22 protein-coding genes are annotated in these 24,506 nt (G+C 71.8%); 10 read left to right on the top strand and 12 right to left on the bottom strand.

The annotated features are described in order from the left end of the window. The first annotated feature begins 20 nt into the window (after positions 1–20). Both ACIGJI_RS08520 and ACIGJI_RS08515 read left to right on the top strand, forming a co-directional pair. Positions 21–1,052, top strand: coding sequence for an iron-siderophore ABC transporter substrate-binding protein (locus tag ACIGJI_RS08520; RefSeq protein WP_363444992.1), 1,032 nt, complete (start codon positions 21–23; stop codon positions 1,050–1,052). Then, a complete protein-coding gene (locus tag ACIGJI_RS08515; protein ID WP_187663040.1) occupies positions 1,049–3,127 on the top strand; it encodes an iron ABC transporter permease in 2,079 nt (692 codons plus the stop codon). Before ACIGJI_RS08520 ends, ACIGJI_RS08515 begins: the two co-directional genes overlap by 4 nt. A gap of 70 nt (positions 3,128–3,197) precedes the next feature. Here ACIGJI_RS08515 and ACIGJI_RS08510 read toward each other — a convergent pair whose 3' ends face one another. Continuing rightward, a complete protein-coding gene (locus ACIGJI_RS08510) occupies positions 3,198–4,040 on the bottom strand; it encodes an alpha/beta hydrolase (RefSeq protein ID WP_363444990.1) in 843 nt (280 codons plus the stop codon). Between the two features lie 95 nt (positions 4,041–4,135). On the opposite strand from ACIGJI_RS08510, the gene ACIGJI_RS08505 reads away from it, so the two are divergent. After that, a complete protein-coding gene (locus ACIGJI_RS08505; protein ID WP_363444989.1) occupies positions 4,136–4,702 on the top strand; it encodes a TetR/AcrR family transcriptional regulator in 567 nt (188 codons plus the stop codon). Between the two features lie 87 nt (positions 4,703–4,789). Beyond that, complete coding sequence (locus tag ACIGJI_RS08500) at positions 4,790–5,605, top strand: TspO/MBR family protein (protein WP_363444987.1); 816 nt, start codon at positions 4,790–4,792, stop codon at positions 5,603–5,605. Here ACIGJI_RS08500 and ACIGJI_RS08495 read toward each other — a convergent pair. From ACIGJI_RS08495 to ACIGJI_RS08470, 6 genes are read right to left on the bottom strand one after another with little or no spacing between them, the layout of a single operon-like run. Continuing rightward, on the bottom strand, positions 5,602–6,273 hold the full coding sequence (locus tag ACIGJI_RS08495) for a response regulator (RefSeq protein WP_363444985.1): 672 nt from the start codon (positions 6,271–6,273) through the stop codon (positions 5,602–5,604). The genes ACIGJI_RS08500 and ACIGJI_RS08495 overlap by 4 nt on opposite strands. After that, positions 6,270–8,831, bottom strand: a complete 2,562-nt coding sequence (locus ACIGJI_RS08490) for an ATP-binding protein (RefSeq protein ID WP_363444983.1) — start codon at positions 8,829–8,831, stop codon at positions 6,270–6,272. The genes ACIGJI_RS08495 and ACIGJI_RS08490 overlap by 4 nt, the downstream gene beginning before the upstream one ends. Continuing rightward, entirely contained in the window at positions 8,828–9,433 is a 606-nt protein-coding gene (gene kdpC / locus ACIGJI_RS08485) for a potassium-transporting ATPase subunit KdpC (protein ID WP_259954931.1), read from the bottom strand. The genes ACIGJI_RS08490 and kdpC overlap by 4 nt, the downstream gene beginning before the upstream one ends. 20 nt (positions 9,434–9,453) lie before the next feature. After that, a complete protein-coding gene (gene kdpB / locus ACIGJI_RS08480) occupies positions 9,454–11,658 on the bottom strand; it encodes a potassium-transporting ATPase subunit KdpB (RefSeq protein WP_363444981.1) in 2,205 nt (734 codons plus the stop codon). A gap of 2 nt (positions 11,659–11,660) precedes the next feature. After that, positions 11,661–13,337: a potassium-transporting ATPase subunit KdpA gene (kdpA, locus tag ACIGJI_RS08475; protein WP_363444979.1), complete on the bottom strand. Its 1,677-nt coding sequence runs from the start codon at positions 13,335–13,337 to the stop codon at positions 11,661–11,663. Continuing rightward, positions 13,337–13,426 carry a potassium-transporting ATPase subunit F gene (locus ACIGJI_RS08470; RefSeq protein ID WP_036292752.1) on the bottom strand — a complete coding sequence of 30 codons (90 nt, stop codon included), beginning with the start codon at positions 13,424–13,426 and terminating at the stop codon, positions 13,337–13,339. The genes kdpA and ACIGJI_RS08470 overlap by 1 nt, the downstream gene beginning before the upstream one ends. 281 nt (positions 13,427–13,707) lie before the next feature. Between ACIGJI_RS08470 and ACIGJI_RS08465 the strand changes: the two genes are divergently transcribed. Beyond that, entirely contained in the window at positions 13,708–14,853 is a 1,146-nt protein-coding gene (locus ACIGJI_RS08465) for an SLC13 family permease (RefSeq protein ID WP_363445340.1), read from the top strand. A gap of 70 nt (positions 14,854–14,923) precedes the next feature. On the opposite strand, the gene ACIGJI_RS08460 is transcribed toward ACIGJI_RS08465, so the two are convergent. Both ACIGJI_RS08460 and ACIGJI_RS08455 read right to left on the bottom strand, forming a co-directional pair. Next, positions 14,924–15,517, bottom strand: coding sequence for an FMN-binding negative transcriptional regulator (locus ACIGJI_RS08460; RefSeq protein WP_363444977.1), 594 nt, complete (start codon positions 15,515–15,517; stop codon positions 14,924–14,926). Beyond that, positions 15,490–16,470 carry a DMT family transporter gene (locus ACIGJI_RS08455; protein WP_363444975.1) on the bottom strand — a complete coding sequence of 327 codons (981 nt, stop codon included), beginning with the start codon at positions 16,468–16,470 and terminating at the stop codon, positions 15,490–15,492. The genes ACIGJI_RS08460 and ACIGJI_RS08455 overlap by 28 nt, the downstream gene beginning before the upstream one ends. Here ACIGJI_RS08455 and ACIGJI_RS08450 point away from each other — a divergent pair. After that, on the top strand, positions 16,469–17,875 hold the full coding sequence (locus ACIGJI_RS08450) for a PLP-dependent aminotransferase family protein (protein WP_363444973.1): 1,407 nt from the start codon (positions 16,469–16,471) through the stop codon (positions 17,873–17,875). The two genes, ACIGJI_RS08455 and ACIGJI_RS08450, sit on opposite strands and share 2 nt — an antisense overlap. A gap of 9 nt (positions 17,876–17,884) precedes the next feature. Here the strand turns inward: ACIGJI_RS08450 and ACIGJI_RS08445 are convergent, their stop codons facing one another. After that, positions 17,885–19,834: an APC family permease gene (locus ACIGJI_RS08445; RefSeq protein ID WP_396667025.1), complete on the bottom strand. Its 1,950-nt coding sequence runs from the start codon at positions 19,832–19,834 to the stop codon at positions 17,885–17,887. 224 nt (positions 19,835–20,058) lie between these two features. Here ACIGJI_RS08445 and ACIGJI_RS08440 point away from each other — a divergent pair, with 224 nt between their 5' ends. The 4 genes from ACIGJI_RS08440 to ACIGJI_RS08425 are packed head-to-tail and all read left to right on the top strand — an operon-like array spanning position 20,059 to position 22,432. Continuing rightward, positions 20,059–21,120: a VanZ family protein gene (locus ACIGJI_RS08440; RefSeq protein WP_363444971.1), complete on the top strand. Its 1,062-nt coding sequence runs from the start codon at positions 20,059–20,061 to the stop codon at positions 21,118–21,120. Between the two features lie 33 nt (positions 21,121–21,153). Next, a complete protein-coding gene (locus tag ACIGJI_RS08435; RefSeq protein WP_085604709.1) occupies positions 21,154–21,414 on the top strand; it encodes a type II toxin-antitoxin system prevent-host-death family antitoxin in 261 nt (86 codons plus the stop codon). Then, the gene (locus ACIGJI_RS08430) at positions 21,411–21,674 is read left to right on the top strand and encodes a type II toxin-antitoxin system RelE/ParE family toxin (RefSeq protein WP_292796176.1); all 264 of its coding nucleotides are present in this window, start codon (positions 21,411–21,413) and stop codon (positions 21,672–21,674) included. Before ACIGJI_RS08435 ends, ACIGJI_RS08430 begins: the two co-directional genes overlap by 4 nt. 53 nt (positions 21,675–21,727) lie before the next feature. Further along, on the top strand, positions 21,728–22,432 hold the full coding sequence (locus tag ACIGJI_RS08425; RefSeq protein WP_259954947.1) for a GTP pyrophosphokinase family protein: 705 nt from the start codon (positions 21,728–21,730) through the stop codon (positions 22,430–22,432). A gap of 10 nt (positions 22,433–22,442) precedes the next feature. Here ACIGJI_RS08425 and ACIGJI_RS08420 read toward each other — a convergent pair whose 3' ends face one another. Continuing rightward, complete coding sequence (locus ACIGJI_RS08420; RefSeq protein ID WP_363444968.1) at positions 22,443–23,702, bottom strand: amidohydrolase; 1,260 nt, start codon at positions 23,700–23,702, stop codon at positions 22,443–22,445. A 22-nt stretch (positions 23,703–23,724) separates the two neighbouring features. Further along, positions 23,725–24,369, bottom strand: a complete 645-nt coding sequence (locus ACIGJI_RS08415) for a TetR/AcrR family transcriptional regulator (protein ID WP_187663056.1) — start codon at positions 24,367–24,369, stop codon at positions 23,725–23,727. Positions 24,370–24,506 lie beyond the last annotated feature (137 nt).

Here is a 24,506-nt window from a genome sequence, read left to right as displayed (position 1 = left end):
GACCCCTGAAGGAACCACCGATGAAGAAGACCTCCCTCGCCGTGCTCGCCCTCGGCGGCGCCCTCACCCTCGCGCTCGCCGGCTGCGGCACCACGCAGACGCCGTCCGCCGAGGGATCGGACGCCCCGACCTCGACGAGCGCGGGCTGCACGGACGACACCACGAGCACCTCGACCGGGGCGGTCTCCGTCACCGACGACCTCGGCCGCACGGTCGAGCTCGACACGCCGGCCGAGCGGATCGCGGTGCTCGAGTGGCAGCAGATCGAGGACGCCCTGTCGCTGTGCGTGACGCCGGTCGCGGTGGCCGACGCCGAGGGGTACAGCACCTGGGTCACCGCGGAGGAGCTGCCGGAGGGCGTCGTCGACGTGGGCACCCGCCAGGAGCCGAACCTGGAGACGCTGTTCGGCACCGACCCCGACCTCGTGATCGTCGAGGTCAGTGCCGCGGACGACCCCATCGTCGCGCAGCTCGAGGCCTACGACGTGCCCGTGCTCGCGACGATCGGCGCCGATGCGAAGGACCCGATCGCCAAGATGCTGAACACCTTCGACCTCATCGCCCAGGTCACCGGCCGCGGGGAGCGGGCCGACGTCGTCACCGAGGAGTTCCAGGAGCACCTCGACACCGCGAAGGCCGAGCTCGCCGACCGCGACCTCGCCACCACCGACTTCGTGTTCTTCGACGGCTGGGTCGACGGCGGCAACGTGGCGCTGCGTCCGTTCGGCCAGGGTTCGCTCGTCGGCGAGGTGGGCGAGGAGCTCGGGCTGACGAACGCCTGGACCGGCGAGGTCGACCCCGTGTACGGCCTCGGGCAGACCGATGTCGAGGGCATGACGACGGTCGGCGACGCGAACCTGTTCTACACCGGCACCGCGGACCCGGAGTCCGAGAGCTTCGTCGACGCCCTCGCGGACAACCCCGCGTGGACCTCGCTCCCCGCGGTGGCGGAGGACCGCCTGACCGCGTTCCCGGCAGGTATCTGGACCTTCGGCGGCCCGCGCTCGACCGCGCAGATCATCGACGGCTACCTCGAGGTGCTCTCGAAGTGACGGAGACCCTCCGCCTCGACGACGCGACGGCGACCGCGGAGCCTGACGCCCCGGCGTCCGCCGTCCGCGTGGGGGCGGAGGGTCGGAAGCCCGCGGTGTGGACGGGCGTCGGCGTGCTCGTCGCTCTCGCCGTCGTGCTGGTGGCGGTCGCCTGCTGGCACCTCACGCAGGGCACGAGCGGCGCGGTGTTCGCTGACGCCGACGTCCTCTGGGGATCGCGGGTGCCGCGGCTCGCCGCCGGCGTCGCGGTGGGCGTGGCCCTCGGCGTCGCCGGCATCCTGCTGCAGTCCCTCGCCCGCAATGCCCTCGCGTCACCCGACACGCTCGGCGTGACCGCCGGGGCCTACCTCGCCGTCACGGCGCTCGCCGCGTTCGGGATCGCCGTGCCGGTGTGGGCCTCCGGGGCGGTGGCGTTCGCGGGCGGCATCGTCGCCGCGGGCATCGTGCTCGGACTCGCCGGAGGGGCGGGGTCGTCCACGACCCGCCTCATCCTCGCGGGCTCTGCGCTGGCGCTCGCCTTCCAGGCCGCGACCTCGACCCTGCTCATCCTGTTCGACGAGGAGACCAAGGGACTGCTCGCCTGGGGGAGCGGGAGCCTGTCGCAGCTCGGACTCACCGCGTTCCTGCAGGCGGCTCCGGTCGTCGTGGTCGTCACGGTGCTGGCCCTCGTGCTCGCGCGGCGCCTCGACATCCTGTCCCTGGGCGACGACACCGCCTCGTCGCTCGGCGTGCCGATCCGGTCGACCAGGACCATCGGGATCCTCCTCGCGGTCACCCTCACGGCGGTCGCGGTGACGCTCGCCGGGCCGATGGGCTTCGTCGGGCTGTGTGCGCCGGTGCTCGCGCGGCTGCTGACGCGGGTGGTGCCGAGCCTGAACCGCCATCTGCTGCTGATCCCCGCGTCGGGGCTCCTCGGCGCCCTCGTCGTCATCCTCTCCGACGCCCTCCTGCGCGCGCTGATCGGCGCGGAGGCCGCGATCCTCATCCCGACCGGCGTCGCGACGACGCTGCTCGGCGCGATCGTGCTCGTGCTCATGGCCCGACGCCTCCGCGACGCCGGTCCCACGCGCGAGCCTCCGCGGGTGCGCTTCGGGGTGCGCAGCCGCCTGCGCTTCCGGATCACCCTCGCCCTCGTCGCCCTCGGCGTGGTCGGGGTGCTGCTGCTCGGACTGCTCGCCGGGCACACCTGGCTGCTCACCGGCGACATCGCGCTATGGCTGCAGGGGCAGGCTCCCGCGCCCATCGCCTTCGCCCTCGACGAGCGCGCGCCGCGGATCGTGGCCGCCGTGGTCGCCGGCGCCGCGCTCGCGCTCTCCGGCGCCGTGATCCAGGGGGTGAGCCGCAACCCGCTCGCCGACCCGGGCATCCTCGGCGTCACCGGCGGCGGCGGGCTCGGCGCGGTGCTGGTGATCACGAGCATCACGTCGTCGACGGGCGGGATGATCGCGGGAGCCGTCACCGGCTCGCTGCTCGCCTTCGCCCTCGTCTACCTGCTGTCGTGGCGGGGCGGCCTGAACGCGGACCGTTTCCTGCTCATCGGCATCGGGGTCTCGTACTTCACGGTCTCCCTCACGACCTTCTTCCTGCTGCGCTCGAACCCGTGGGACACCCCGAAGATCTACACCTGGCTCTCCGGGACGACGTACGGGCGGGTGTGGGAGCAGGTCATCCCGCTGGCGATCGTCCTCGTGATCGCGGTGCCGTTCGTGGTGATGAGTCGCCGGGAGCTCGACGTGCTGTCGCTCGATGAGGACACCCCGCGACTGGTCGGCATCCGGCTGGAGCCCGTCCGGTTGACGCTGCTGCTGGTGGCGGCCGTCCTCGCGGCGCTGAGCGTGACGGCGATCGGGGTCATCGGCTTCGTGGGGCTCGTGGCGCCGCACGCGGCGCGGGCCCTGGTGGGCGCGCGGCACTCGCGAGTGATCCCGACGGCGGTGCTCCTCGGCGGGCTGCTCGTGGGCATCGCGGACACGATCGGCCGGACGGTGATCGCCCCCGCGCAGCTTCCGGCGGGTCTCGTGGTCGCGCTGATCGGTGCCCCGTACTTCGTCTGGCTGCTCTGGCGCTCCCGCTGACCCGCTTCGAATCGCCCGAATGGCCCCATCTCCGGAGGAAATGGGGCCATTCGGGCGATTCGAACGAGGGTTACCGGGCCAGGAACTGCGTCAGGGCGGCGTTGACCTCGTCGGCGTGGGTCCAGAGGAGGCCGTGCGGGGCGCCCTCCACCTCGACGTACTCGGCCTCGGCGACGGCCTGGTGGAAGCGGCGGGCGGTCGCGTCGATCGGCAGGATGTTGTCCTTGGTGCCGTGCAGGATCAGGGTCGGCTTGCCGGCGGCGGCCACGGCCTTCACGTCGTCGCGGAAGTCCTCGATCCAGGTCGGGACCACGGCGTAGGCGGCGACCGGGGCGCTGGTGACGGAGAGGCTCCAGTTCGCGTCGACGACCTGCTGGCTGATGCGCGTGCCGAGGTTCTCGTCGAGGTTGTAGAAGTCCTTGTAGAACTGGGTGAACCAGGAGTAGCGGTCGTCCTTGGCGGCGGCCTCGATCCCGTCGAAGACCTCCTGCGGCACGCCCTCGGGGTTGTCGTCGCGCTGCACGAGGAAGGGCTCGAGCGACGCGAGGAAGGCGAGCTTCGCGACGCGCTCGTGGCCGTAGCGGCCGACGTAGCGGGCGAGCTCGCCGGTGCCCATGGAGAAGCCGACGAGCACGACGTCGCGGAGGTCGAGGGTCTCGAGCACGGTGTTCAGATCGGCGGCGAAGGTGTCGTAGTCGTAGCCGGAGCCGACCTTGGAGGACTGTCCGAAGCCGCGGCGGTCGTAGGTGATGACGCGGTACCCCTGGGCGAGGAGCTCGCGGGTCTGGCGCTCCCAGCTGTGCCCGTTGAGCGGGTAGCCGTGGATCAGCACGACGGGCTGACCGCTGCCCTGGTCTTCGTAGTAGAGCTCGATCGGGGTGGTGTTCTCGGTGCCGACGGTGATGTAACCCATGATGTGTTCCTTCCGATGCCGGTGAGAACGATCGTTCTCGCCTGATGTGATCAATCTAGAGAACGTTCGTTCTCATGTCAAGTAGACTTCTGGACATGACCGAAGACGAGGCGCGCGAACGCATCCTCTCCGCCGCGGAGGAGCTGTACTACCGCAAGGGCTACGCGGCGGTCGGCATGGACGAGCTGCGGGCTGCCGCCGGCGTGTCGTTGCGGCGCGTGTACTCGCTGTTCCCGGCGAAGACCGACATCGTCGCGGCGGTGCTGACGCGGAAGCACGCCGAATGGGAGCAGGGGCTCACGGCGGCGGTGGCACAGAGCGGCGACGACCCGCGCGCCCGCCTCCTCGCGGTCTACGGCTACCTGGAGGACTGGTTCTGCAGCGACGGGTTCCGGGGCTGCGCCTTCATCAACGCATTCGGCGAGCTCGGGGGCACGAGTCCCGAGGTCGCCGGCATCGTCCGCGCGCACAAGGCGTCGTTCCAGCAGTACATGGCGGAGCTCGTCGCGGCGACCGGCGCCCCGGTGGGCCTGGCCGCCCAGCTCTCGCTCCTCGCCGAGGGGGCGCAGAGCACGGCGGCGATCGGTGCGGACCCGGAGGCCGCCGTGCACGCGCGCCGCGCCGCCGAGGTCCTGATCGACGCCGCCCTCGCTCCGGCCTGACGCCTCCACTCGCTAACCTGGTTAGCGAAACGAAGGGGCACTGTCAAGGCCACTCCCTTCCGTCCCCGTCCGGCGTAGGGTGCGGGCATGGAGACCTCGACGAAGGGCATCGCCCGCCAGAGCCTCGTGATCGCCGCCGCCGTGTTCATGCTGATCGCCGCGGCCATCGGCGCCGGCGCCTTCGGCGGTGACTCCGTCGATGAGCTGCAGAACGGCGCGCTCTCGGCCCAAGGCTCGTACCTCGCCCCCGCCGGACCGGCCTTCTCGATCTGGTCGCTCATCTATGTGGGACTCCTCGCCTACACCGTGTGGCAGGCGCTCCCCGCGCAGCGCCGCGACGAGCGACAGCAGGCGGTCGGCGGCTGGATCGCCCTCTCGATGGTGCTCAACGGCCTCTGGCTCGTGACCGCGCGCTACCTGACGCTGTGGCTGACCGTGCTCGTGATCGCGCTCCTGCTCGCGACGCTCGCCCGCGTCATCGTGCTCCTCGGCCGGTTCCCCGCCCGCAATCTCGCTGATCGCCTCCTCACCGACGGGGCCAACGGCCTGCACTTCGGCTGGGTCACCATCGCGACGGTCGCCAACACCGCCGCCTGGCTCACCCAGACGGTCCCGGAGATCGGAGCGGGTGCCCCCGACGCTTGGGCCGTCGCCGTGCTCGTGGTCGTGCTGGTGATCGGCGCCGCATCGGCCTGGTTCACCGGACGCCTCGCGCCGGCGCTCGCGACCGCCTGGGGTCTGAGCTGGCTCGCGGTCGGGCGTCTCACGGGCGAGCCGGAGAGCACGCCCACCGCCGTCACCGCGATCATCGTGGCCGTCCTGCTCGTCGTCGTCGGTGTCGTGGCGGTCCTCCGTCGGCGTCGCGTCGCGGGCACGCACGACCGCGCGCCGCTCGGTCGCTAGAGGACCAGCCGGTAGCCCATTCCTGACTCCGTCAGCAGGTGGACGGGCGTCGAAGGCTCGCGCTCCAGCTTCTTGCGGAGCCGGGACATGTAGAGCCGCAGGTAGCCGGAGTCGGACACCTGGGCACTGCCCCAGATCTCCTTGAGGAGATCCTGCCGGGTCACCAGCGCGCCCGGATGCCGCGCGAGGTGCTCGAGCATCCGCCACTCGGTCGGCGTGAGGTGCACCCGGGTGCCGGCGCGGGTCACGGTCTTCGTGGCGAGGTCGACGACGACGTCCCCGAACGCGACCACGGACTCACCGTTCGCGGCGACCGCGCGGCGGGAGAGCGCCCGCAGCCGGGCCAGCAGCTCGTCGACCTGGAAGGGCTTCGTGACGAAGTCGTCCGCCCCGGCGTCCAGCGCCTCCACCTTGTCGGCGGAGCCCGTCCGCCCCGACACGACGATGATGGGCACGCTCGTCCAGCCGCGGAGCGCCTGGATCACCTCGATGCCGTCGAGGCGGGGCATGCCGAGGTCGAGCATGATGAGGTCGGGATGGCTCTGCGCTGCGGCGGCGATCGCGGCGGCGCCATCGGCGGCCACGACGACCTCGTAGCCGTGCGCCGCGAGGGTGATCCGCAGCGCCCGCACCATCTGCGGGTCGTCGTCGGCGATGAGGAGCTTCACTCCGTCCCCTCCGTGTCGGAAGACCCTGCGGCGAGCGGCAGGGAGATGACCATGGTGAGTCCGCCCCCTGGGGTGTCCTCCGGAGTCAGGCTACCGCCCATGCCCTCCGTGAAACCGCGCGACAGGGCGAGCCCGAGCCCGAGCCCCGCTGTGTTGTCGGTGTCGCCGAAACGCTGGAACGGCTGGAAGACGGCATCGCGGCGTTCCGGCGCGATGCCCTCGCCGCGGTCGATGATCCGGAGCTCTGCCCGATCCCCCAGCCGGCTGCTCGACACGAGCACGCGACTGCCGTCGGGAGCGTGACGGTGGGCGTTGGCGAGCACGTTCACGAGTACCCGCTGCAAGAGCACGGGGTCCGCGTGCAGCGGCGGCAGGTCGGGGTCCAGGGCGAGCTCGACGTCGGCGGGGCCGAGACCGAGCTCGTCCACCGCGGCGAGCACGGGGCCGGCCGCGTCGATCCGCTGGGCCGAGACCGCGAGCACCCCCGCCTCCACGCGGCTCACGTCGAGGAGATCGGTGACGAGGGCGGAGAGGGTCGCGAGGCTCTCGTCCGCGGTCTCCAGCAGCTCCGCGCGATCCCCGGCGGACAGGCCGTGCGCGCCGCGGAGCCCGCCGATCGCGGCGACCGCCGAGGCCAGCGGCCGGCGCAGGTCGTGACTGACGGCGGAGAGCAGGGCGCTGCGGACCTGGTCGGTCTCGGCGAGGGCCTCCACCTCCCGTGCGGTCGCGCGGAGATCGGTGTGCTCGATGGCGGCGGCGAGCTGGGCGACGATCGCGTCGAGCAGTCGGCGCTCCGGACCGGCGATCGGCTCGCCGTTGAGCTCCAGCACGGCGCGCGGGCCCCCACCGGACGCGACCCCGACCGGGATGGTCGTGGCGCGGCCGTCCGGTACCGGCTCGCCGTCCCTGGCCAGCACCTCGCCGGAGGGAGTGAGCAGCCGCACCCCGCTCAGGCCGAACGCCTCCCGCGTGCGGCTGACGAGGGCGAGCACGGCGTTGTCGCCGCGGAGCACGTTCCCGGCGACGGCCGCGAGGAGCTCCGCCTCGGCGGTCGCCCGCTGCGCGGTCCGCGCTCGGCGGGCGGCCTGGTCGACGATGAGGCTCACGAGGATCGCGATGATCACGTAGAGGGTGAGCGCGAGCACGTGCAGCGGGTGCGCGATCGTGATCGTGAACAGCGGGGCGACGAAGAGGAAGTCGAGGGTGATGCCGGAGAGCACCGCCGCGAACACGGCGGGACGGATGCCGCCGATGAGGGCGACCACCACGACGAGCAGCTGGTAGGCGAGCACCTCCGCCGTGATCGACTCGGGGCTGCGGACGGTGAACATCAGCCAGGACAGCAGCGGGCCGAACACGAGGGCCACGCCGAAGCCCAGCGCCTGCCGACGCCAGCCGAGCGCACCGCCGGTGATGCGGGGGAGGGCGAGCCGGCCGCCCGCCGCGGCGTGGGTCACGATGTGCACGTCGATGTCGCCCGAGCGGCGGATGACCTCGGCGCCGATCCCCGGCCCGGTGAGGGCGGCGGCGAGGCGGCCGCGCCGGCTCACCCCGATCACGAGCTGCGTGGCGTCGGCGCCCTGCGCGAACTCGACGAGCGTCGCCGGGATGTCGTCCCCGACCACCTGGTGGTACGTGCCGCCGAGGGACTCGACGAGGGAGCGCTGCGCGGCGAGGGCGCCGGGGGTCTCGTCGCGCAGTCCGTCCTGGGCGGTCACGTGCACGGCGAGCAGCTCCCCGCCGGCGGAGCGTGCGGCGATGCGGGCCCCGCGGCGCAGCAGCGTCTCGCCCTCCGGGCCGCCGGTGAGGGCGACGACCACCCGCTCGCGCGCCTGCCAGGCTCCCGCGATGCCCTGTTCCGCGCGATAGCTGCGGAGCGCGCTGTCGACCTCGTCGGCGAGCCACAGCAGGGCGAGCTCCCGCAGGGCGGTGAGGTTGCCGAGCCGGAAGTAGTGCGAGAGGGCGGCGTCGACCCGCTCCGCGGGGTAGACGAGACCTGCGGCGAGCCGGTCGCGGAGCGTCTGCGGTGCGAGGTCGACGACCTCGATCTCGTCGGCGGCGCGGACGACCGCGTCCGGGATGGTCTCGCGCTGGGCGATCCCGGTGATCTTCTCCACGACCGCGTTCAGCGACTCGATGTGCTGCACGTTCACGGTGGTGACGACGTCGATCCCCGCGTCCAGCAGCTCCTCGACGTCCTGCCAGCGCTTGGGGTTCCGCGAGCCGGGGGCGTTCGTGTGCGCGAACTCGTCCACCAGAGCGATCTCCGGGGCGAGGGAGAGCACCGCATCGAGGTCGAGCTCGGAGAGGGTGACCCCGCGATGGGCGTCCTCGCGCCGCGGCACCTCGGGCAGGCCGGAGGTGAGGGCGGCCGTGGCCGCACGGCCGTGGGTCTCCACGATCGCGATGACCACGTCGCGGCCTTCCTCGCGGAGTCGCCGACCCTCGGCGAGCATCTCGAAGGTCTTCCCGACGCCCGGCGCGGCGCCGAGGAGGACGCGCAGCCGTCCGCGGCGGTTCCGGTCCGTCGCGGGGCGCGGCGGCCGCTCTGCGCTCATGCACCCTCCCGGTCGTCGAGTGCGAGATTCAGCTCCGCGACGTTGATGCGCTCCTCGCCGAGGAACCCCAGGTCCCGCCCTTGAATCCTAGACTCCACGAGGGCCCGCACCTCGTCTTCGGACAGGTCGCGGGCGGCGGCCACCCGCGGCACCTGGAGCAGGGCGTACGCGACGCTGATGTGCGGGTCGAGGCCGGAGCCGGACGCGGTCACGGCATCCGCGGGGACCGCAGACGGATCGACGCCCTCTCTGGCGGCGACCTCGGCCTTCCGCGCGGCGATGGCGGCGACGAGGTCGGGGTTCTCCGGCCCGAGGTTGCTGCCGCCGGACGACGCCCCGTCGTACCCGTCGCCGGCCGCCGAGGGGCGGGACTGGAAGTACTCGGGCAGGGCTTCACCGTCGGCATCCGTGAAGGACTGGCCGAGGAGCGCGCTGCCCCGGTCGCCGGGGAGCATCGAGCCGTTCGCCTGTGCGGGGAGGAGGAGCTGGCCGATGCCGGTGACGAGCAGCGTGTACCCGACGCCGAGGACGAGGGTGAGGACGAGCATCGCGCGGACGGCGACACCGGCGGTGCGCATCGTGGTGCGGGTGGTGGACGACATGGCGTTCCTTTCAGGCCCGGTCAGAAGCCGGGGAGGAGGCTGACGAGGAGGTCGATGAGCTTGATGCCGAGGAACGGGGCGATGACGCCGCCGAGGCCGTAGACGAGCAGGTTCCGCTGCAGGATCTGCGAGGCGCTCGCCGGCCGGTACTTCACGCCGCGCAGCGCGAGCGGGATGAGGAACACGATCACGATGGCGTTGAAGATGATCGCGCTCGTGACCGCGGAGGCCGGGGAATGCAGCTGCATGATGTTCAGTGCCGCGAGTCCGGGGAACACCCCCATGAACATCGCCGGGATGATGGCGAAGTACTTCGCGATGTCGTTCGCGAGCGAGAACGTCGTCAGCGCGCCGCGGGTGATGAGCAGCTGCTTCCCGATGCGGACGATGTCGATGAGCTTGGTCGGGTCGGAGTCGAGGTCGACCATGTTGCCGGCCTCCTTGGCCGCCGAGGTGCCCGTGTTCATCGCGACGCCGACGTCGGCCTGGGCGAGCGCGGGAGCGTCGTTCGTGCCGTCCCCGGTCATCGCGACGAGACGTCCGCCCTCCTGTTCCCGGCGGATGAGGTCGAGCTTGTCCTCCGGGGTGGCCTCGGCGAGGTAGTCGTCGACGCCGGCCTCGGCCGCGATGGCCTTCGCGGTGAGGGGGTTGTCTCCGGTGATCATGACCGTGCGGATGCCCATGCTGCGCAGCTCGTCGAACCGCTCTCGGAGGCCGTCCTTGACGATGTCCTTGAGGTGCACGACCCCGAGGATCCGCGCGTCCACAGCCTGGGTCCCTGAGCCTGTCGAAGGGCCTGAGTCCGGCTGGGTCCCTGAGCCTGTCGAAGGGCCTGGGCCTGTCGAAGGGCCCTGCACCGCGACGACGAGGGGCGTGCCGCCGCCCGAGGCGACGTCGTCGGTGAGGGTCGCGAGCTCGGGGCCGGGGGTCTGCCCCAGCCAGGCCGCCACGGCCGAGGCGGCACCCTTGCGGATCTGCGTGCCGTCGGCGAGGTCGAGACCGCTCATGCGCGTCTGCGCCGTGAACGGGACGACGACGGCGTCCGCCGGGGCCTCCACCCGGATCCCGCGGGCGGCGGCGAGTTCGACGATCGATGCGCCCTCCGGCGTCGGGTCGGCGAGCGAGGAGAGGGCGGCGGTGCGCAGCAGCTCCTCGGCGTCCACCCCGGTGAGCGGCAGCACGGCGTGGGCGCGGCGGTTGCCGTGGGTGATGGTGCCGGTCTTGTCGAGGAGCAGCGTGGTGACGTCGCCCGCGGCCTCCACCGCCCGCCCCGACATCGCCAGCACGTTACGCTGCACGAGCCGGTCCATGCCCGCGATGCCGATGGCGGAGAGGAGGGCGCCGATGGTGGTCGGGATGAGGCAGACGAGCAGGGCGATGAGGACGGGGATGCTCACGGGCGACGCGGCGTACGACGCGATCGGGTTCAGCGCGAGGACCACGACGACGAAGACGATCGACAGGCTCGCGAGGAGGATGTTCAGCGCGATCTCGTTCGGGGTGCGCTGCCGGCTCGCCCCCTCGACGAGGGCGATCATGCGGTCGACGAACGTCTCGCCGGGCTTCGACGTGATGCGCACGACGATCCGGTCCGACAGCACCCGGGTGCCGCCGGTGACAGCACTGCGGTCGCCGCCGGACTCGCGGACGACGGGGGCGCTCTCGCCGGTGATGGCCGACTCGTCGACCGTCGCGATGCCCGCGACGATGTCGCCGTCGCCCGGGATCAGTTCGCCCGCGGAGACGATCACGAGGTCGTCGCGCTGCAGCTCCGCCGACGACACCGTCTCCGTCTCGGGCTCCTGGGTCCCTGAGCCTGTCGAAGGGCCCACCACCCGCCGCGCCATCGTCTGGGTGCGGGTGCTCCGCAGGCTCGCGGCCTGGGCCTTGCCGCGCCCCTCGGCGACCGACTCCGCGACGTTCGCGAAGAACACGGTCAGCCAGAGCCAGAGCGCGATGCCCCAGGTGAACGCCGCCGGGACGGGGGTGCCGCCGGAGGAGGCGGGCCCGCCGAGGAAGGGCTCCGCGATCGCGAGGACGGTCGTGAACGCGGCGCCGACCCAGACGAGGAGCATCACGGGGTTGCGGACGAGCGTCGCGGGGTTGAGCTTCCGGACGGCACCGGGGAGCGCCTGCACGAGCTGGGCGCCGCCGAAGGAGCGCGGCGGACGGGCGGGGACGGCAGGGGCGTCCTGCTGTTCGGGAGGGGTGGTGAGGAGGGTCATGGTCAGAGTCCTTCGGCGAGCGGTCCCAGTGCGAGCACGGGGAAGTAGGTGAGGGCCGTCACGACGACGGTCACGGTGAGGAGCAGGCCGACGAACTGCGGCCGGTGGGTGGGGAGCGTGCCGGTCGTGGCCGGCACCCGATCCTGCGCGGCGAACGACCCGGCGAGAGCCAGCACGAGCACGATCGGGAGGAAGCGCCCGAGCAGCATCGCGACGCCCAGGGCGGTGTTGAACCACGGGGTGTTCGCGGTGAGCCCCGCGAACGCGGAGCCGTTGTTGTTCGCGGCGGAGGTGAACGCGTAGAGCACCTCGCTCATGCCGTGCACGCCCGGGTTGAGGATGCTCGTGGACTCCACGTCCTCGCGGATCCCGGGGATCGCGAAGCTCAGGGCCGTGCCGCCGAGGACGAGCGCCGGGACCACGAGGATGTAGAGGCTCGCGAGGGTCATCTCCCGCGGTCCGATGCGCTTCCCGAGCCACTCCGGGGTGCGGCCGACGAGCAGCCCGCCGACGAAGACCGCGACGATCGCGAGCACGAGCATCCCGTACAGACCGGAGCCGACGCCGCCCGGAGCGACCTCGCCGAGCATCATGTTCAGCATCGGCATCATGCCGCCGAGCGCGGTGTACGAGTCGTGCATCGAGTTCATGGCCCCGGTCGAGGTGAGGGTGCTCGCGCTGCCGAAGAGGGTCGAGCCGAGGATGCCGAAGCGCTGCTCCTTGCCCTCCATCGCCGCCCCGGCGAGCTCGGGGGCGGAACCGCGTCCCGCCAGCTCCAGCGCCGAGAGCGCGGCGAGCGAGGCGAGGAACAGGGTGCCCATGACCGCGACGATCGCGTAGCCCTGCCGGTGGTCGCCGACCAGTCGGCCGAACGCGCGGGGGAGGGCGAACGGGATCACCAGGATCAGCAGCACCTCGAGGAGGTTGGTCCACCCGGTCGGGTTCTCGAAGGGGTGGGCGGAGTTCGCGTTGAAGAAGCCGCCGCCGTTGGTGCCGAGCAGCTTGATGGCCTCCTGCGACGCGACCGGACCGCCGGGGATCGTCTGCGTGCCGCCGGAGACCGTGGCGACGTCGGTGAAGCCGTTCACGTTCTGGATCACGCCGCCCGTGAGCAGGGCCACCGCGCCGATCAGGGCGAGCGGGAGGAGCAGCCGCCCCAGACCGCGGGTGAGGTCGACCCAGAAGTTGCCGATCGTCGCGGAGCCGCGGCGTGCGAGACCGCGGATGAGGGCGATGGCGATGGTGAGGCCGACCGCGGCGGAGACGAAGTTCTGCACGGTGAGGCCCGCGAGCTGCACCGTGTAGCCCAGGGTCTGCTCGGGCGAGTAGGACTGCCAGTTGGTGTTCGCGACGAAGGAGGCGGCGGTGTTGAACGCGAGTCCCTCCGGCACGGCGGGCAGGCCCAGCGAGGCGGGGAGGAAGGCCTGGAGCCGCTGCAGCCCGTAGACGAGCAGGAGCCCGACGAGGGAGAACAGCAGCACGCTGCGGGCGTAGGCGCGCCAGGTCTGCTCGGAGCGGGGGTCGACCCCGATCACCCGGTACAGCCCGCGCTCGACGCGGAGGTCGCGCCCGGAGGTGTAGACGTGCGCGATGTAGTCGCCGAGGGGGCGGTAGAGGAGCACGAGCACGACCACGACGGCCGTGATCTGGAGGACGCCGAAGAGGACCGTCGCGTCCATCAGAAGCGCTCCGGGGCGACGAGCGCCACGACCAGGTAGACGACCGCGGCGACGGCGAGGACGGCGGCGAGGATCTCGAAGACGATCATGCGCGGTCCACCGCCTTGGCGATGAGGGACACGAGGGCGAACAGCGCCAGGGTCAGCGCGAGGTAGATGATGTCGAGCACGTCCTCGATCCAACTGCGCCGCCCGGCCGCATCCGTCGATCCTCACGGTTCCCCTACGCCCGTCCCCCGGATGCATGCGGGTTGCTCACACCTCCTGCCTTCGAATCGCGCACCTGGTCCCCAACCCGCCGCCGATGCAGCCAGGTGCGCGATTCGAAAGGGTGGCGCCGGCCCTATGCTCACGAGGTGGGGATCGGACGGATGCGGATCGGCGTCGTCGCCGGGCTCGTCGTGATCGCGCTCGTGTGCGTGCTCACGGGGTTCCTGCCGCGCACGGATGCCGGTGCGCTCGGGGCGCGGATCGCGCCGGTGCTGGGGTTCGTCGTCGCGATCACGATCGTCGCCGAGCTCGCCCGTGACGCGGCGGTGTTCGACGTCGTCTCGCAGCGCCTCGCGCGCTGGGGCCGCGGGCGGGTGCTGGTGCTGTGGGCGCTGGTGGTCGTGCTCGCGGTGGTGAGCACCGTGTTCCTCTCGCTCGACACGACCGCCGTGATCGTCACCCCGGTCGTGGTGGTCCTGGCGCAGAGCATCGGTGTCTCGCCGCTGCCGTTCGCCCTGGCCACCGTCTGGCTCGCCAACACCGCATCGCTCGCGCTGCCGGTCTCGAACCTCACGAACCTGCTCGCCGCGCCCGCGATGGGCGAAGGCCCCGGGGCGTTCATCGCGCTGAGCTGGGCGCCCACGCTCGTGGGGATCCTGGTGCCCGTCGCGATCCTCACCGTCCTGCATCGGCGCACGGTCTTCGGCGCGTACGAGACCCCCGTGCCCCGGCGGCCCGCCGATCCGACGCTGTTCTGGAGCGCCACCGGCATCCTCGTCGTCCTGATGCCGCTGCTCGCGCTCACCCCCGTCGTGTGGATCCCGGCCGCGGTGGCGGCTCTCGCGATGATCGTGCTCTTCGCCGTCCGTCGTCGCCGGGCCCTGCGGCTCTCGCTCGTCCCGTGGCAGGCGCTCGCGCTCGCCGCGTCGCTGTTCGTGCTGGTCGAGACCGCGCACGCGCAGGGGTTGCTCGATTTCCTGACCTCGGCGACCGCGAACGGCGACTCTGTCGGCGACCTGTTCCGGCTCGCCGCGCTCGGGGCCGTGAGCGCGAACGCGATCAACAACCTCCCCGCCTACCTCGTGCTCGAACCCGCGGCAGGGGACCCGGTCGCCCTGATGGCCCTGCTGATCGGCGTGAACCTCGGTCCGCTCGTCACGCCGTGGGCCTCGCTCGCGACGCTCCTCTGGCACCATCGCGTGACGGCGCTCGGGGTCGAGATCCGCTGGGGCCGCTTCGCCCTCTGGGGGGTCGTCGCCGCGGTCCCCACCGTCGCCCTCGCGACGCTGGCCCTGGCAGCCTCCTGACCCCTTTCGAATCGCGCACTGTGCTGCATATCCGGCCGAGATGGAGCACAGTGCGCGATTCGAACGGGGGTCACACGCGACGCATCTCGGCGGCCAGCGCGGGGTGAGCGGCGTCGAAGCGGGCGGCGATGCGCTCGCGGACCTCGGGGGCCTTGTTCTGGCTGAGCTTGGCGCGGGCGTCGAACCGGGTGACCCGGAGCCGCAAGCCGACCGTGCCCTTCGCGGCCCTCCGGGTGCCCGGTTCGTCCTCCGCGAGGCTCCGCCCGTGGGGCTGCCCACCCTCGAAGTGGTCGGTGAGCCGGGTGAGCATGGCGTAGTTCTCCTCCGCGGTCAGGATCTCGGGGGTGCCAGAGAGGTGCGCGGTGACATGGTTCCAGGTCGGGACGAGGTCTCCCGGCGCGTACAGACTCGAGGACACGTAGTCGTGCGGCCCCTGGATGATCACCAGGACCTCGTGTCGTCCGAGCTCGTGGAGCTCGTCGTCCGGGCGTCCGAAGTGGCTCACGAGCACGATGCCGTCCTCGTCCTCGTCGAGCAGAACGGGGTAGTGCGAGGCGACGAGACCGGTGGAGGTCGGCGAGACGAACGTCGCCCACGCGTGCGCGCGGATGAGGCGCTTGACCTCCTCCGGGTCGGTCATGAGGTAGCGGGGGGTGTGACGCATGGCGCCTCCTGTCGGGTGGGGGTGGGGGTGGGGGCGGGAGGAGAACTGCGGGTGCGGACGGCGAGTCCGGCGCACACGACGACCGCGAGTCCGCCGAGCACCGTGGCCAGGCCGACGTCCTCGTGGAAGAGGAAGGCTGCCCAGGTGATGCCCATGACGGGCTGCACGAGCTGGATCTGGCTCACCTGTGCCATGGGGCCGATCGCGAGGCCGCGGTACCAGGCGACGAATCCGAGGAACATGCTGACCGCGGCCAGGTAGGCGAACGCGAGCCAGGCGGTGGGGGTGGCGACGGGCGGTGCGGCGACCCCGGCGGCGATGGCCACCGCGAGCATGACGGGAGCGGCGAGCACGAGTGCCCAGGAGATCGTCTGCCAGGCACCGAGCTCGCGCGCGAGCAGGCCGCCCTCCGCGTAGCCGACGGCCGCGGCGATCACGGCCCCGAACAGCTGGAGGTCGGCGGGGCGGAGCGCGCCGGGCGTGCCGTTCTGCAGCGTCGCGAAGACGAGGGCTGCGGCGGCGCCGAGGAGTGCGAAGACCCAGAACGAGGGGGACGGGCGCTCCCGGGTGCGCAGCACGACGGCGACCGCGGTCGCGGCCGGGAGGAGGCCGATCACGACCGCGCCGTGACTCGCGGGCGTGGTGGTCATGGCGAACGAGGTCAGCAGGGGGAAGCCGGCGACGACTCCGAGGGCGACGATCGCGAGTCGCGCCCACTGGACCGGGCTCGGCGGCTGCTGGCGTGTGACGAGGAGGACGAGCGCGGCGAGCACAGCGGCGACGACCGCGCGGGCGGAGCCGATGAACAGCGGCGAGAGCCCGCCCCCGAGTGCGATCCGGGTGAACGGGAGCGTGAACGAGAAGGCGACGACGCCCAGGAGGCCCCAGGCGGGACCGGCGGCGCGGGATAGCAGTGTGCCGTTCGGACGGATAACGCTACTGTGTTCTTTCATGAGTCAGGATAGCACCGCACGCATCGTGGCCGGCCTCCGGACGTGGATCGCCGCCGCCGCACCCGGCGCCCGCCTCCCCTCCAACCGCGCGCTGACGGCCGAGTACGCCGCGAGCCCCGTGACCGTGCAGAAGGCGGTGCAGCAGCTCGTCCGCCTCGGGCTCGTCGAGGCGCGACCCGGGGTCGGCACCTTCGTGCGCGCGGCGCGCACGGTCCTGCCGGCCGACTACGGCTGGCAGGCCGGGGCGCTGGGCGCGGCCGCCGTGCGCCTGGACGGTCTCTCCTCGGCGCAGCGCCCGACCTCGCCGGACGCGATCGGGTTGCACTCCGGGTATCCCGCTCCGGATCTCTTCCCCGAGCGGCTCGTCCGCCAGGCCCTCGTGCGCGCTTCCCGCACCGGGTCCGCCCTCACCCGCTCGCCCGCGGCCGGCGAGCCCGGACTGCAGGAATGGTTCGCGGCGGAGCTGGCCGCGGCGGCCCCGGCCGGGATCACGGTGCCGACCGCCCGCGACGCCGTCATCATCTCCGGCAGTCAGAGCGGACTGAGCTCCATCTTCCGGGCGGTCGTCGGCGTCGGCCGCCCGCTGCTCATCGAGTCGCCGACGTACTGGGGCGCCCTCCTCGCGGCGGAGCAGGCGGGGGTCGTGCTCGTTCCCGTCCCCTCCGGCCCGCAGGGTCCGGATCCGGACGCGGTCGACAGGGCGCTCGCCGAGACCGGAGCCCGGGCGTTCTACGCGCAGCCCACGTTCGCGAACCCCACCGGTGCGCAGTGGCCGGCGGCGACCGGGGAGGCCGTCCTCGACGCGGTCCGTCGTCACGGGGCGTTCCTCATCGAGGACGATTGGGCGCACGACCTGGGCATCGACGCCGAGCCCCGTCCCGTGGCGGCCTCCGACCACGACGGCCACGTGGTCTACCTGCGCTCGCTGACGAAGAGCGTGTCGCCGTCCCTGCGGGTGGCGGCGGTGATCGCGCGCGGTCCCGCCAGGGACCGCATCCTCGCCGATCGCGCGGCGGAGTCGATGTACGTCAGCGGCCTCCTGCAGGCGGCCGCGCTCGACGTGGTGACCCAGCCGGCCTGGCGCACGCACCTCCGCGGCTTCCGCGAACAGCTGCGTTCGCGGCGCGATCTCCTGCTGTCGTGCCTGGCCGCGCAGGCGCCGACCGCGCTGGTGGAGGCCGTGCCGGTCGGCGGGCTGAACCTCTGGCTGCGGCTGCCCGACGGCACCGACGCCGCCGCGGTCGTCCGCGAGTGCGCGGCGCGCGGCCTGGTCATCGCGCCGGGGAGTGAGTGGTTCCCCGCCGAGCCGTCGGGGGCGTACGTACGGCTCAACTACGCGAGCGCCGACCCGTCCCGCTTCCCCGAGGCCGCGACGATCCTCGGCGCGGTCCTCGCCGGAACCTGACCGCCGCCGTCAGGACTCGGACGGCGGCCCGGCGGGGCGGTGCGCCCGGCGTCCGGCCACCACGACCGGCCGCCCCGCCCGCTCCTGACCGGGCAGCGGACGGGAGCGCCGGCCGTAGATGAGTTCGGACGAGTCGAGAAGCCACGGCACCAGGGTGATCGACACCCCGTGCACGAGCATGAGCTGGTTCGCGAGGCGGCGGGCGCGCCGGTTGTGCAGGAAGTTCTCCCACCAGTGCCCCACGATGTACTGCGGCAGGTAGACCGTGACGACGGAGGAGCCGTGCTTCTCGCGGTACTGCCGGATGAACTGCGTCACGGGCTGCGCGAACGAGCGGTACGGCGACTCGACGATCACGAGCGGCACCGGCACGAGGTGGTCGGTCCACTCCTGCTGCAGGCGCGCGGCGTCGTCCTGCGACACGGCCACGTGCACGGCGAGGGTCTTGTCGTGCTTGGCGGCGATCGCGTAGTCGATGGCCTTCATGACCGGCTTCTGCAGGTGGTTCACGAGGACGATGGCGACGTCGCCGGAGGCGCCGAAGCGGGTGGTGTCGTCGATGGCGATCTCGTGCTCGACGTCCCGGTAGTACCGCTTGACGCCGATCATGAGGAACGCGAGCACCGGGATGGCGAAGAACACGAGGTAGGCGCCGTGCGTGAACTTCGTGATCGTCACGATCACGAGCACGAGGACGGTCAGCGTCGCCCCGGCGGAGTTGATGAGCAGCCCCACGCGTGCAGAACGCCGGTCGGCGGCGCCGTCGCCGTTCGGCGGGGCGGGTGTCCGGAGCAGCCGTCGCCAGTGCCGCACCATGCCGATCTGGCCGAGGGAGAAGGAGACGAAGACGCCGATGATGTAGAGCTGGATCAGCGTCGTCAGCCGGGCCTGGAACACCACGAGCACGGCGATCGCGGCGATCCCGAGGAGGATCATGCCGTTGGAGAACACGAGCCGGTCGCCGCGGGTGTTCAGCGACTTCGGGGCGTAGCCGTCGCGGGCGAGCACGGCGCCGAGCAGGGGGAAGCCGTTGAAGGCGGTGTTCGCCGCGAGGAGCAGCACGCAGGCCGTGGCCGCCTGCACGATGAAGAACGGGATGCTGCCGCCGCCGAACGTCGCCGCGGCGATCTGCGCCATGAGGCTCGGCTGCGGGTTCGTGCAGTCGAACCCGATGAGGTCGCAGGGGTTCTCGGCGTAGTGCACGCCGGCGATGAGGGCGAGGGCGGTGAGTCCGGAGAACAGGCAGATCGCGATGGTCCCCATGAGCACGAGGGTCGACTGGGCGTTGCGCACCTTCGGGGCCCGGAACGCCGGGACGCCGTTCGACACGGCCTCGACTCCGGTCAACGCGGAGCAGCCGCTGGAGAACGCCCGGAGGATGAGCAGCAGCACGGCCGCCTGGCTGAGGCTCTCGGCCTGCACGGCGAACTCCGCGCTGGACGCGATCGGGGCGTCGCCGAGCGCCGTCCGGACGAGCCCGGTGACGATCATGACGCCGACCGAGCCGATGAACACGTACGTGGGGATGGCGAACACGAGCGAGGCCTCGCGCACCCCGCGGAGGTTCACGATGATGATGAGCACGACGAAGCCGACGGCGAGCTCCACGCGAAGAGGATCGAGACCCGGCACCGCCGAGATGATGTTGTCCACCCCGGAGGCGACCGACACCGCCACCGTCAGCACGTAGTCGACGAGGAGCGCTGCGGCCACGATCACCCCGGGGACCTCGCCGAGGTTCTTCGACGCGACCTCGTAGTCGCCTCCGCCGGAGGGGTACGCCTTGATGAGCTGCCGGTAGCTCAGCACCACCACGAGCAGCAGCACGACGACCGCCGCCGCGACGAGCGGGGTGAACGACAGGAACGTGAGACCGCCGATGAGCAGGATCATCACGAGCTCCTGCGGGGCGTAGGCCACCGAGCTCAGCGCGTCCGAGCCGAAGATCGGCAGCGCCATGCGCTTGGGGAGGAGCTGCTCGTCGACCTGGGCGCTCGTGAGCGGGTCGCCGAGCAGGATGCGCTTGGCGCGCGGCGGCGCGTCCGGGGTCGGCCTCGTTTGTTCTGACACGTCCGGCGACACTACGCCGACCGCAGCCGCCCTCACGCGATCCTCACGGAATCCCTACGGCGCGGTGGCGCTCCCTCACGGAATCCTCACGGCCTCCCGGTATCCTTGCGTCAGTGGGGGATCAGGTGGTTCTGGGCGTCATCGCCGTGGCGATCGGCCTCGCTGCGGGCGTCGTGCTCTTCGTGCCCTTCGTCGCGATCAGCTACCGCCGCCGCGGACGCCTCTCGCTCGGACGCACGCTGCTCTGGCTCGCGGCGCTCGTCTACTTCTGGGCCATCTGGACGTACACGCTGCTGCCGCTTCCCGACCCGGACACCATCCGCTGCGTGGGGGCGATCACCGACCCGATGTCCGTCGTGCGCGACGTGCGGAAGGCGTTCGCCGCTCCGGGCAACCCGCTGCGCCAGCCCGCCCTGCTCCAACTCGTGTTCAACGTGCTGCTGTTCGTCCCGCTCGGAGCGTTCCTCCGCGTGCTGGGCGGCCGCGGCCTCCCCACCGCCCTCGTGGTCGGGTTCGGTCTGTCCCTGCTGGTGGAGACCACCCAGCTCACCGGGGTCTGGGGGCTGTACCCGTGCGCCTACCGCTTCTTCGACGTGGGCGACCTGATGACGAACACGACCGGAGCGGTCGTCGGCTCCGTCCTCGCGCTCGTGGTGCCACGGTCGCTGCGCGGAGTCCAGGCCCGTGCGGACGCCGATGAGCCCCGTCCCGTCACGCGCGGTCGCCGCGCGCTGGCGATGCTCTGCGACGGGCTCGCGAACGGCTTCGTCGTGCTCGCCGGGGGCGTCGCGGTGCAGCTGTGGCTCGAGTACGTCGTGCAGGACCGCCAGGCCGTGCTCGACGGCACCCTCGCCGGCACGGTGAGCACGGCGACCGCCTGTGCCCTGTGGCTCGTGATCATCCTCGTCACCGGCCGCTCGGTGGGAGACCTCGCCGTGCAGCTGCGCTACACCGGGTCGCGACTGCCGGCCGCGCTCGCCCGGCTGCTGCGCTGGGCGGGCGGCATCGGCGGACTCACGGCGCTGGGGATGCTCGGCGGGGTGTTCGACGCGCTGTCCTCGCTGCTGATCCTCGTCGCGATCGTGCTGCTGTTCACCACCCGCCAGGGTCGTGGGCTTCCCGGCCTCCTCTCCGGCCAGCACCTCGAGGACGCCCGCGTCACCGCGAAGAGTTGAGCCCATTATGTACATAAGAGGTATTCTGTACGCATGAACACTCTCAGCCGCAGCGTGCCGTCGAAGGACCTGCGTGATCAGCTCGCCGACGTTCTCGGCGGTGTCGCGTACGGGGCGGAGCGGGTGGGGGTGACGCGTCACGGCAAGCTCACCGCGGTCGTGATCGGCGTCGACGACCTCGAGCTCCTGGAAGAGCTCGAGGCTGCGCGAGATGCGGCGGAGTTCGGAGCGGCGAAGGCGGCGGACGACGGGGGTCGAGTCTCGCTCGATGACCTCCGTGCGGAACTCCCGTGACGCGGTACCGCGTCACGTTCACCACCGCAGCGGCGAAGGAGGTCCGCAAGCTGGATCCTCCGCTCCGTCGGCGCATCCTCGCCGGGATCTCCGACCTCGAACGGGAGCCTCGTCCGCACGGCGTCCGCAAGCTCGCCGGGTTCGACAACGCGTGGCGCGTGCGGATCGGCGACTACCGTGTGCTCTACGAGGTCGTGGACGAGCGGGTGCTCGTCACCGTGGTCCGCGTCGCCCACCGGCGGGACGTCTACGACCTCTGAAGGCATCTCGAATCCACAGGGGTTTCCGATCACGGATCGATAACGTCGTCCTCATGAGCGTGATCCCGGTCGACGAGCACCTGATCTCCGAGGCGAAGGAGCTCCGCGACCAGCTGCAGCGCTTCCTCCGCGAGTACGAGTTCGGGATGCGCGAGGTGGAGACGAAGATCTCGATCCTCCGCGACGAGTTCACCCACGACCACGCGTACAACCCCATCGAGCACGTCAAGAGCCGGCTCAAGTCGCCGGACAGCATCGTCGAGAAGATCGCCAGGAAGGGCATCGACGACCCGGACTTCGATCGCATCCGCACGGAGATCACCGACATCGCCGGCGTGCGGGTGACGTGCAGCTTCGTCGCCGACGTCTACCGCCTGTTCGATCTGCTGACCGCGCAGGACGACGTGACCGTCCGCACGGTCAAGGACTACATCGCGAATCCGAAGCCGAACGGGTACAAGAGCCTGCACGCCATCATCGAGGTCCCCGTCTTCCTCTCGACCGGGGCGCTGGCCGTACCGGTCGAGGTGCAGTTCCGCACCATCGCGATGGACTTCTGGGCGAGCCTGGAGCACAAGATCTACTACAAGTTCTCCAACCAGGTGCCCGCGCACCTCGTCGACAGCCTCAGCGATGCCGCCGATGCCGCCGCCGAGCTCGACACCCGCATGGAGCGGCTGCACCGCGAGGCGCACGGCGTGCCGCAGCGGCAGCTCGCCCCGCCTCCTCCGCCTGCGCCGCGCGTCGTCGAAGTCTGAGCGCCCCGCCTCAGGCGAGGAACTCGCGGGCGGCCGCGGACATCGCGGTGACCCCGACCTCGATCGTCGGATGGATCTCCGGCGCGAAGAAGGGTGAATGGTTGGTGGGGATGTCCTTCTCCACGGTCCCCGCCGCAAGAGCCTCGACGAATCGGGCGGGGTCGACGCCGCCCCAGAACCAGAACACGAGCGGGACCTCGGCGTCGCGCGCGAACCAGGAGACGTCCTCGCTGCCGGTGAACATGCCGGGGTCGACGACGGCCGAGTCCCCGAGCGCGCGACGCAGCGCCGAGGAGACCCGCGCCGTCGCCTCCTCGTCGTTGATCGTGGCGGGCAGCGTGTGCTGCGTGTGGATCTCGGGCTCGCGCTCGGCACCGGACGCCATGGCCTCGGCGCGCACGATCCGTTCGACGCTCTTCAGCACCTTCTCGCGCGCGTCCTCGTTCGGATAGCGGAGGCTGAGCTCCAGCTTCGCCTCGGCCGGGATGATGTTGTTCTTGAGTCCGGCGTGGATCGATCCGACGGTCACCACGGCCACGCCCTGCGGGTCGATCTCGCGGGAGGCGATCGTCTGCAGGCGCATCACGGTCGCGGCCGCCATCACGACCGGGTCGATCGTGGCGTGCGGGCGGGAGCCGTGGCCGCCGCGGCCGTGCAGGGTGACGGTGAGGCCGTCGGAGGCGGCCATCTGGGTGCCGCTGCGCACGCCGATGATGCCCGCCGGGAGCGGGGTGACGTGCTGACCGAGCACCACGTCGGGCTTCGGGTAGCGGGCGAGCAGGCCGTCGTCGAGCATGGCCCTGGCGCCGGCGCCGTACTCCTCCGCGGGCTGGATGAGCACGACGAGGGTGCCCGACCACTCCGCGCGCTCGGCGACCAGCTTCTCCACGGCCCCGATCATCGCGGTGACGTGCATGTCGTGGCCGCAGGCGTGCATCACGGGCACGGTCGTGCCGGCCGGATCGACGCCCTTCGCGGTGCTCGCGTACGCCAGACCCGTCTGCTCCTCGACCGGCAGCGCGTCCATGTCGGCGCGTACCCACACGACCGGCCGCGGGAAGTCCTCCTCCTGGGTCCCTGAGCTCGTCGAAGGGCCTGTCGAAGGGTTGCGCAGCACGCCGACCACGCCGGTCACGCCGACCCCCTCCTCGACCTCGAGCCCCAGGTCGCGCAGGTGCTGGGCGGCGATGCCCGCGGTCCTGGTCTCCTGGAACGACAGCTCCGGGTGCTGGTGCAGATCGATGTAGAGCGCTTCGAGGTCGATGGCCATGCGCCCGAGCCTAGCCGGGAGGTCAGGGCCGCGCGTAGGACTCCAGGGCCGGTCCCGGATGCAGCACGCCGTTCACGATCGCGCGGATCGCGAACTCGCTCGCGGCGCCGAGGGGGACCACTCCGGGGTGCAGGAGCCACTGGAGCTGCAGCCCGTCCATCACGGCGAGGATGGCGGCCGAGGCGGCGGCGATGGTCGCGGGTTCGGTCACGCCCTCCTGAGCGCAGAGCTCGCCGAACGCCGCCGTCACCTCCCGGCGCAGGGTCGTGTAGCGGTCCTCGAAGTACTCGCGGCCGGGGTGGTCGTCGGTCACCGACTCGGAGGACAGGACCGTGTAGGCCTGCACGATGCCCGGCCGCTTCTCGTTGGCGAACGCCGTGCGGACGAGGTGGAGGAAGAGCTCCGGCCCGTCGGGGATGTGCTTCTCGGCGAGGTCGGCCACGTCGGCCTGATCCCGGTAGGCGAGCACTTCGAGGAGGAGCTTCTGCTTCGAGCCGAAGTGGTGCAGGACGCCCGCGTGGGTGATGCCGACCTGTTCGGCGACATCGGCGAGGGTGCCGTTCGTCGAGCCCTTGTTGCCGAAGATCTCCACCGCCGCCTTGAGGATCTGCTCGCGCTTCTCCCGCGTGGCCGGGCGCACCCGGACCGTGTGCACGTCGTCCGTCATGAGCCCACCTCCCCTCGTCGCACTCTGCTTGCCAACCAACTTACTCCTCGGTAACCTCTCCACAGCTTACTTTCTCGACAGTAAGCAAATGCGCGGCCGGAGGCGATCCGTCGGCCGCGTCGCCGCACAAGGACCCG

It is taken from the genome of Microbacterium sp. NPDC064978 (genome assembly GCF_044543605.1).
Taxonomy (GTDB): domain Bacteria; phylum Actinomycetota; class Actinomycetes; order Actinomycetales; family Microbacteriaceae; genus Microbacterium; species Microbacterium meiriae.
The sequence above is the reverse complement of the archived record's forward strand: the minus strand, read 5'-3'. Positions and strand labels throughout refer to the sequence as shown.

Excerpts from the sequence above, each read along its gene's own strand:
- ACIGJI_RS08520 (WP_363444992.1), top strand. The coding sequence starts at position 21 with ATGAAGAAGACCTCCCTCGCCGTGCTCGCCCTCGGCGGCGCCCTCACC.
- ACIGJI_RS08510 (WP_363444990.1), bottom strand. The coding sequence starts at position 4,040 with ATGGGTTACATCACCGTCGGCACCGAGAACACCACCCCGATCGAGCTC.
- ACIGJI_RS08505 (WP_363444989.1), top strand. The coding sequence starts at position 4,136 with ATGACCGAAGACGAGGCGCGCGAACGCATCCTCTCCGCCGCGGAGGAG.
- ACIGJI_RS08500 (WP_363444987.1), top strand. The coding sequence starts at position 4,790 with ATGGAGACCTCGACGAAGGGCATCGCCCGCCAGAGCCTCGTGATCGCC.
- ACIGJI_RS08490 (WP_363444983.1), bottom strand. The coding sequence starts at position 8,831 with ATGAGCGCAGAGCGGCCGCCGCGCCCCGCGACGGACCGGAACCGCCGC.
- kdpC (WP_259954931.1), bottom strand. The coding sequence starts at position 9,433 with ATGTCGTCCACCACCCGCACCACGATGCGCACCGCCGGTGTCGCCGTC.
- kdpB (WP_363444981.1), bottom strand. The coding sequence starts at position 11,658 with ATGACCCTCCTCACCACCCCTCCCGAACAGCAGGACGCCCCTGCCGTC.
- kdpA (WP_363444979.1), bottom strand. The coding sequence starts at position 13,337 with ATGGACGCGACGGTCCTCTTCGGCGTCCTCCAGATCACGGCCGTCGTG.
- ACIGJI_RS08470 (WP_036292752.1), bottom strand. The coding sequence starts at position 13,426 with ATGATCGTCTTCGAGATCCTCGCCGCCGTCCTCGCCGTCGCCGCGGTC.
- ACIGJI_RS08465 (WP_363445340.1), top strand. The coding sequence starts at position 13,708 with ATGCGGATCGGCGTCGTCGCCGGGCTCGTCGTGATCGCGCTCGTGTGC.
- ACIGJI_RS08460 (WP_363444977.1), bottom strand. The coding sequence starts at position 15,517 with ATGCGTCACACCCCCCGCTACCTCATGACCGACCCGGAGGAGGTCAAG.
- ACIGJI_RS08450 (WP_363444973.1), top strand. The coding sequence starts at position 16,469 with ATGAGTCAGGATAGCACCGCACGCATCGTGGCCGGCCTCCGGACGTGG.
- ACIGJI_RS08455 (WP_363444975.1), bottom strand. The coding sequence starts at position 16,470 with ATGAAAGAACACAGTAGCGTTATCCGTCCGAACGGCACACTGCTATCC.
- ACIGJI_RS08445 (WP_396667025.1), bottom strand. The coding sequence starts at position 19,834 with ATGGCGCTGCCGATCTTCGGCTCGGACGCGCTGAGCTCGGTGGCCTAC.
- ACIGJI_RS08435 (WP_085604709.1), top strand. The coding sequence starts at position 21,154 with ATGAACACTCTCAGCCGCAGCGTGCCGTCGAAGGACCTGCGTGATCAG.
- ACIGJI_RS08425 (WP_259954947.1), top strand. The coding sequence starts at position 21,728 with ATGAGCGTGATCCCGGTCGACGAGCACCTGATCTCCGAGGCGAAGGAG.
- ACIGJI_RS08420 (WP_363444968.1), bottom strand. The coding sequence starts at position 23,702 with ATGGCCATCGACCTCGAAGCGCTCTACATCGATCTGCACCAGCACCCG.
- ACIGJI_RS08415 (WP_187663056.1), bottom strand. The coding sequence starts at position 24,369 with ATGACGGACGACGTGCACACGGTCCGGGTGCGCCCGGCCACGCGGGAG.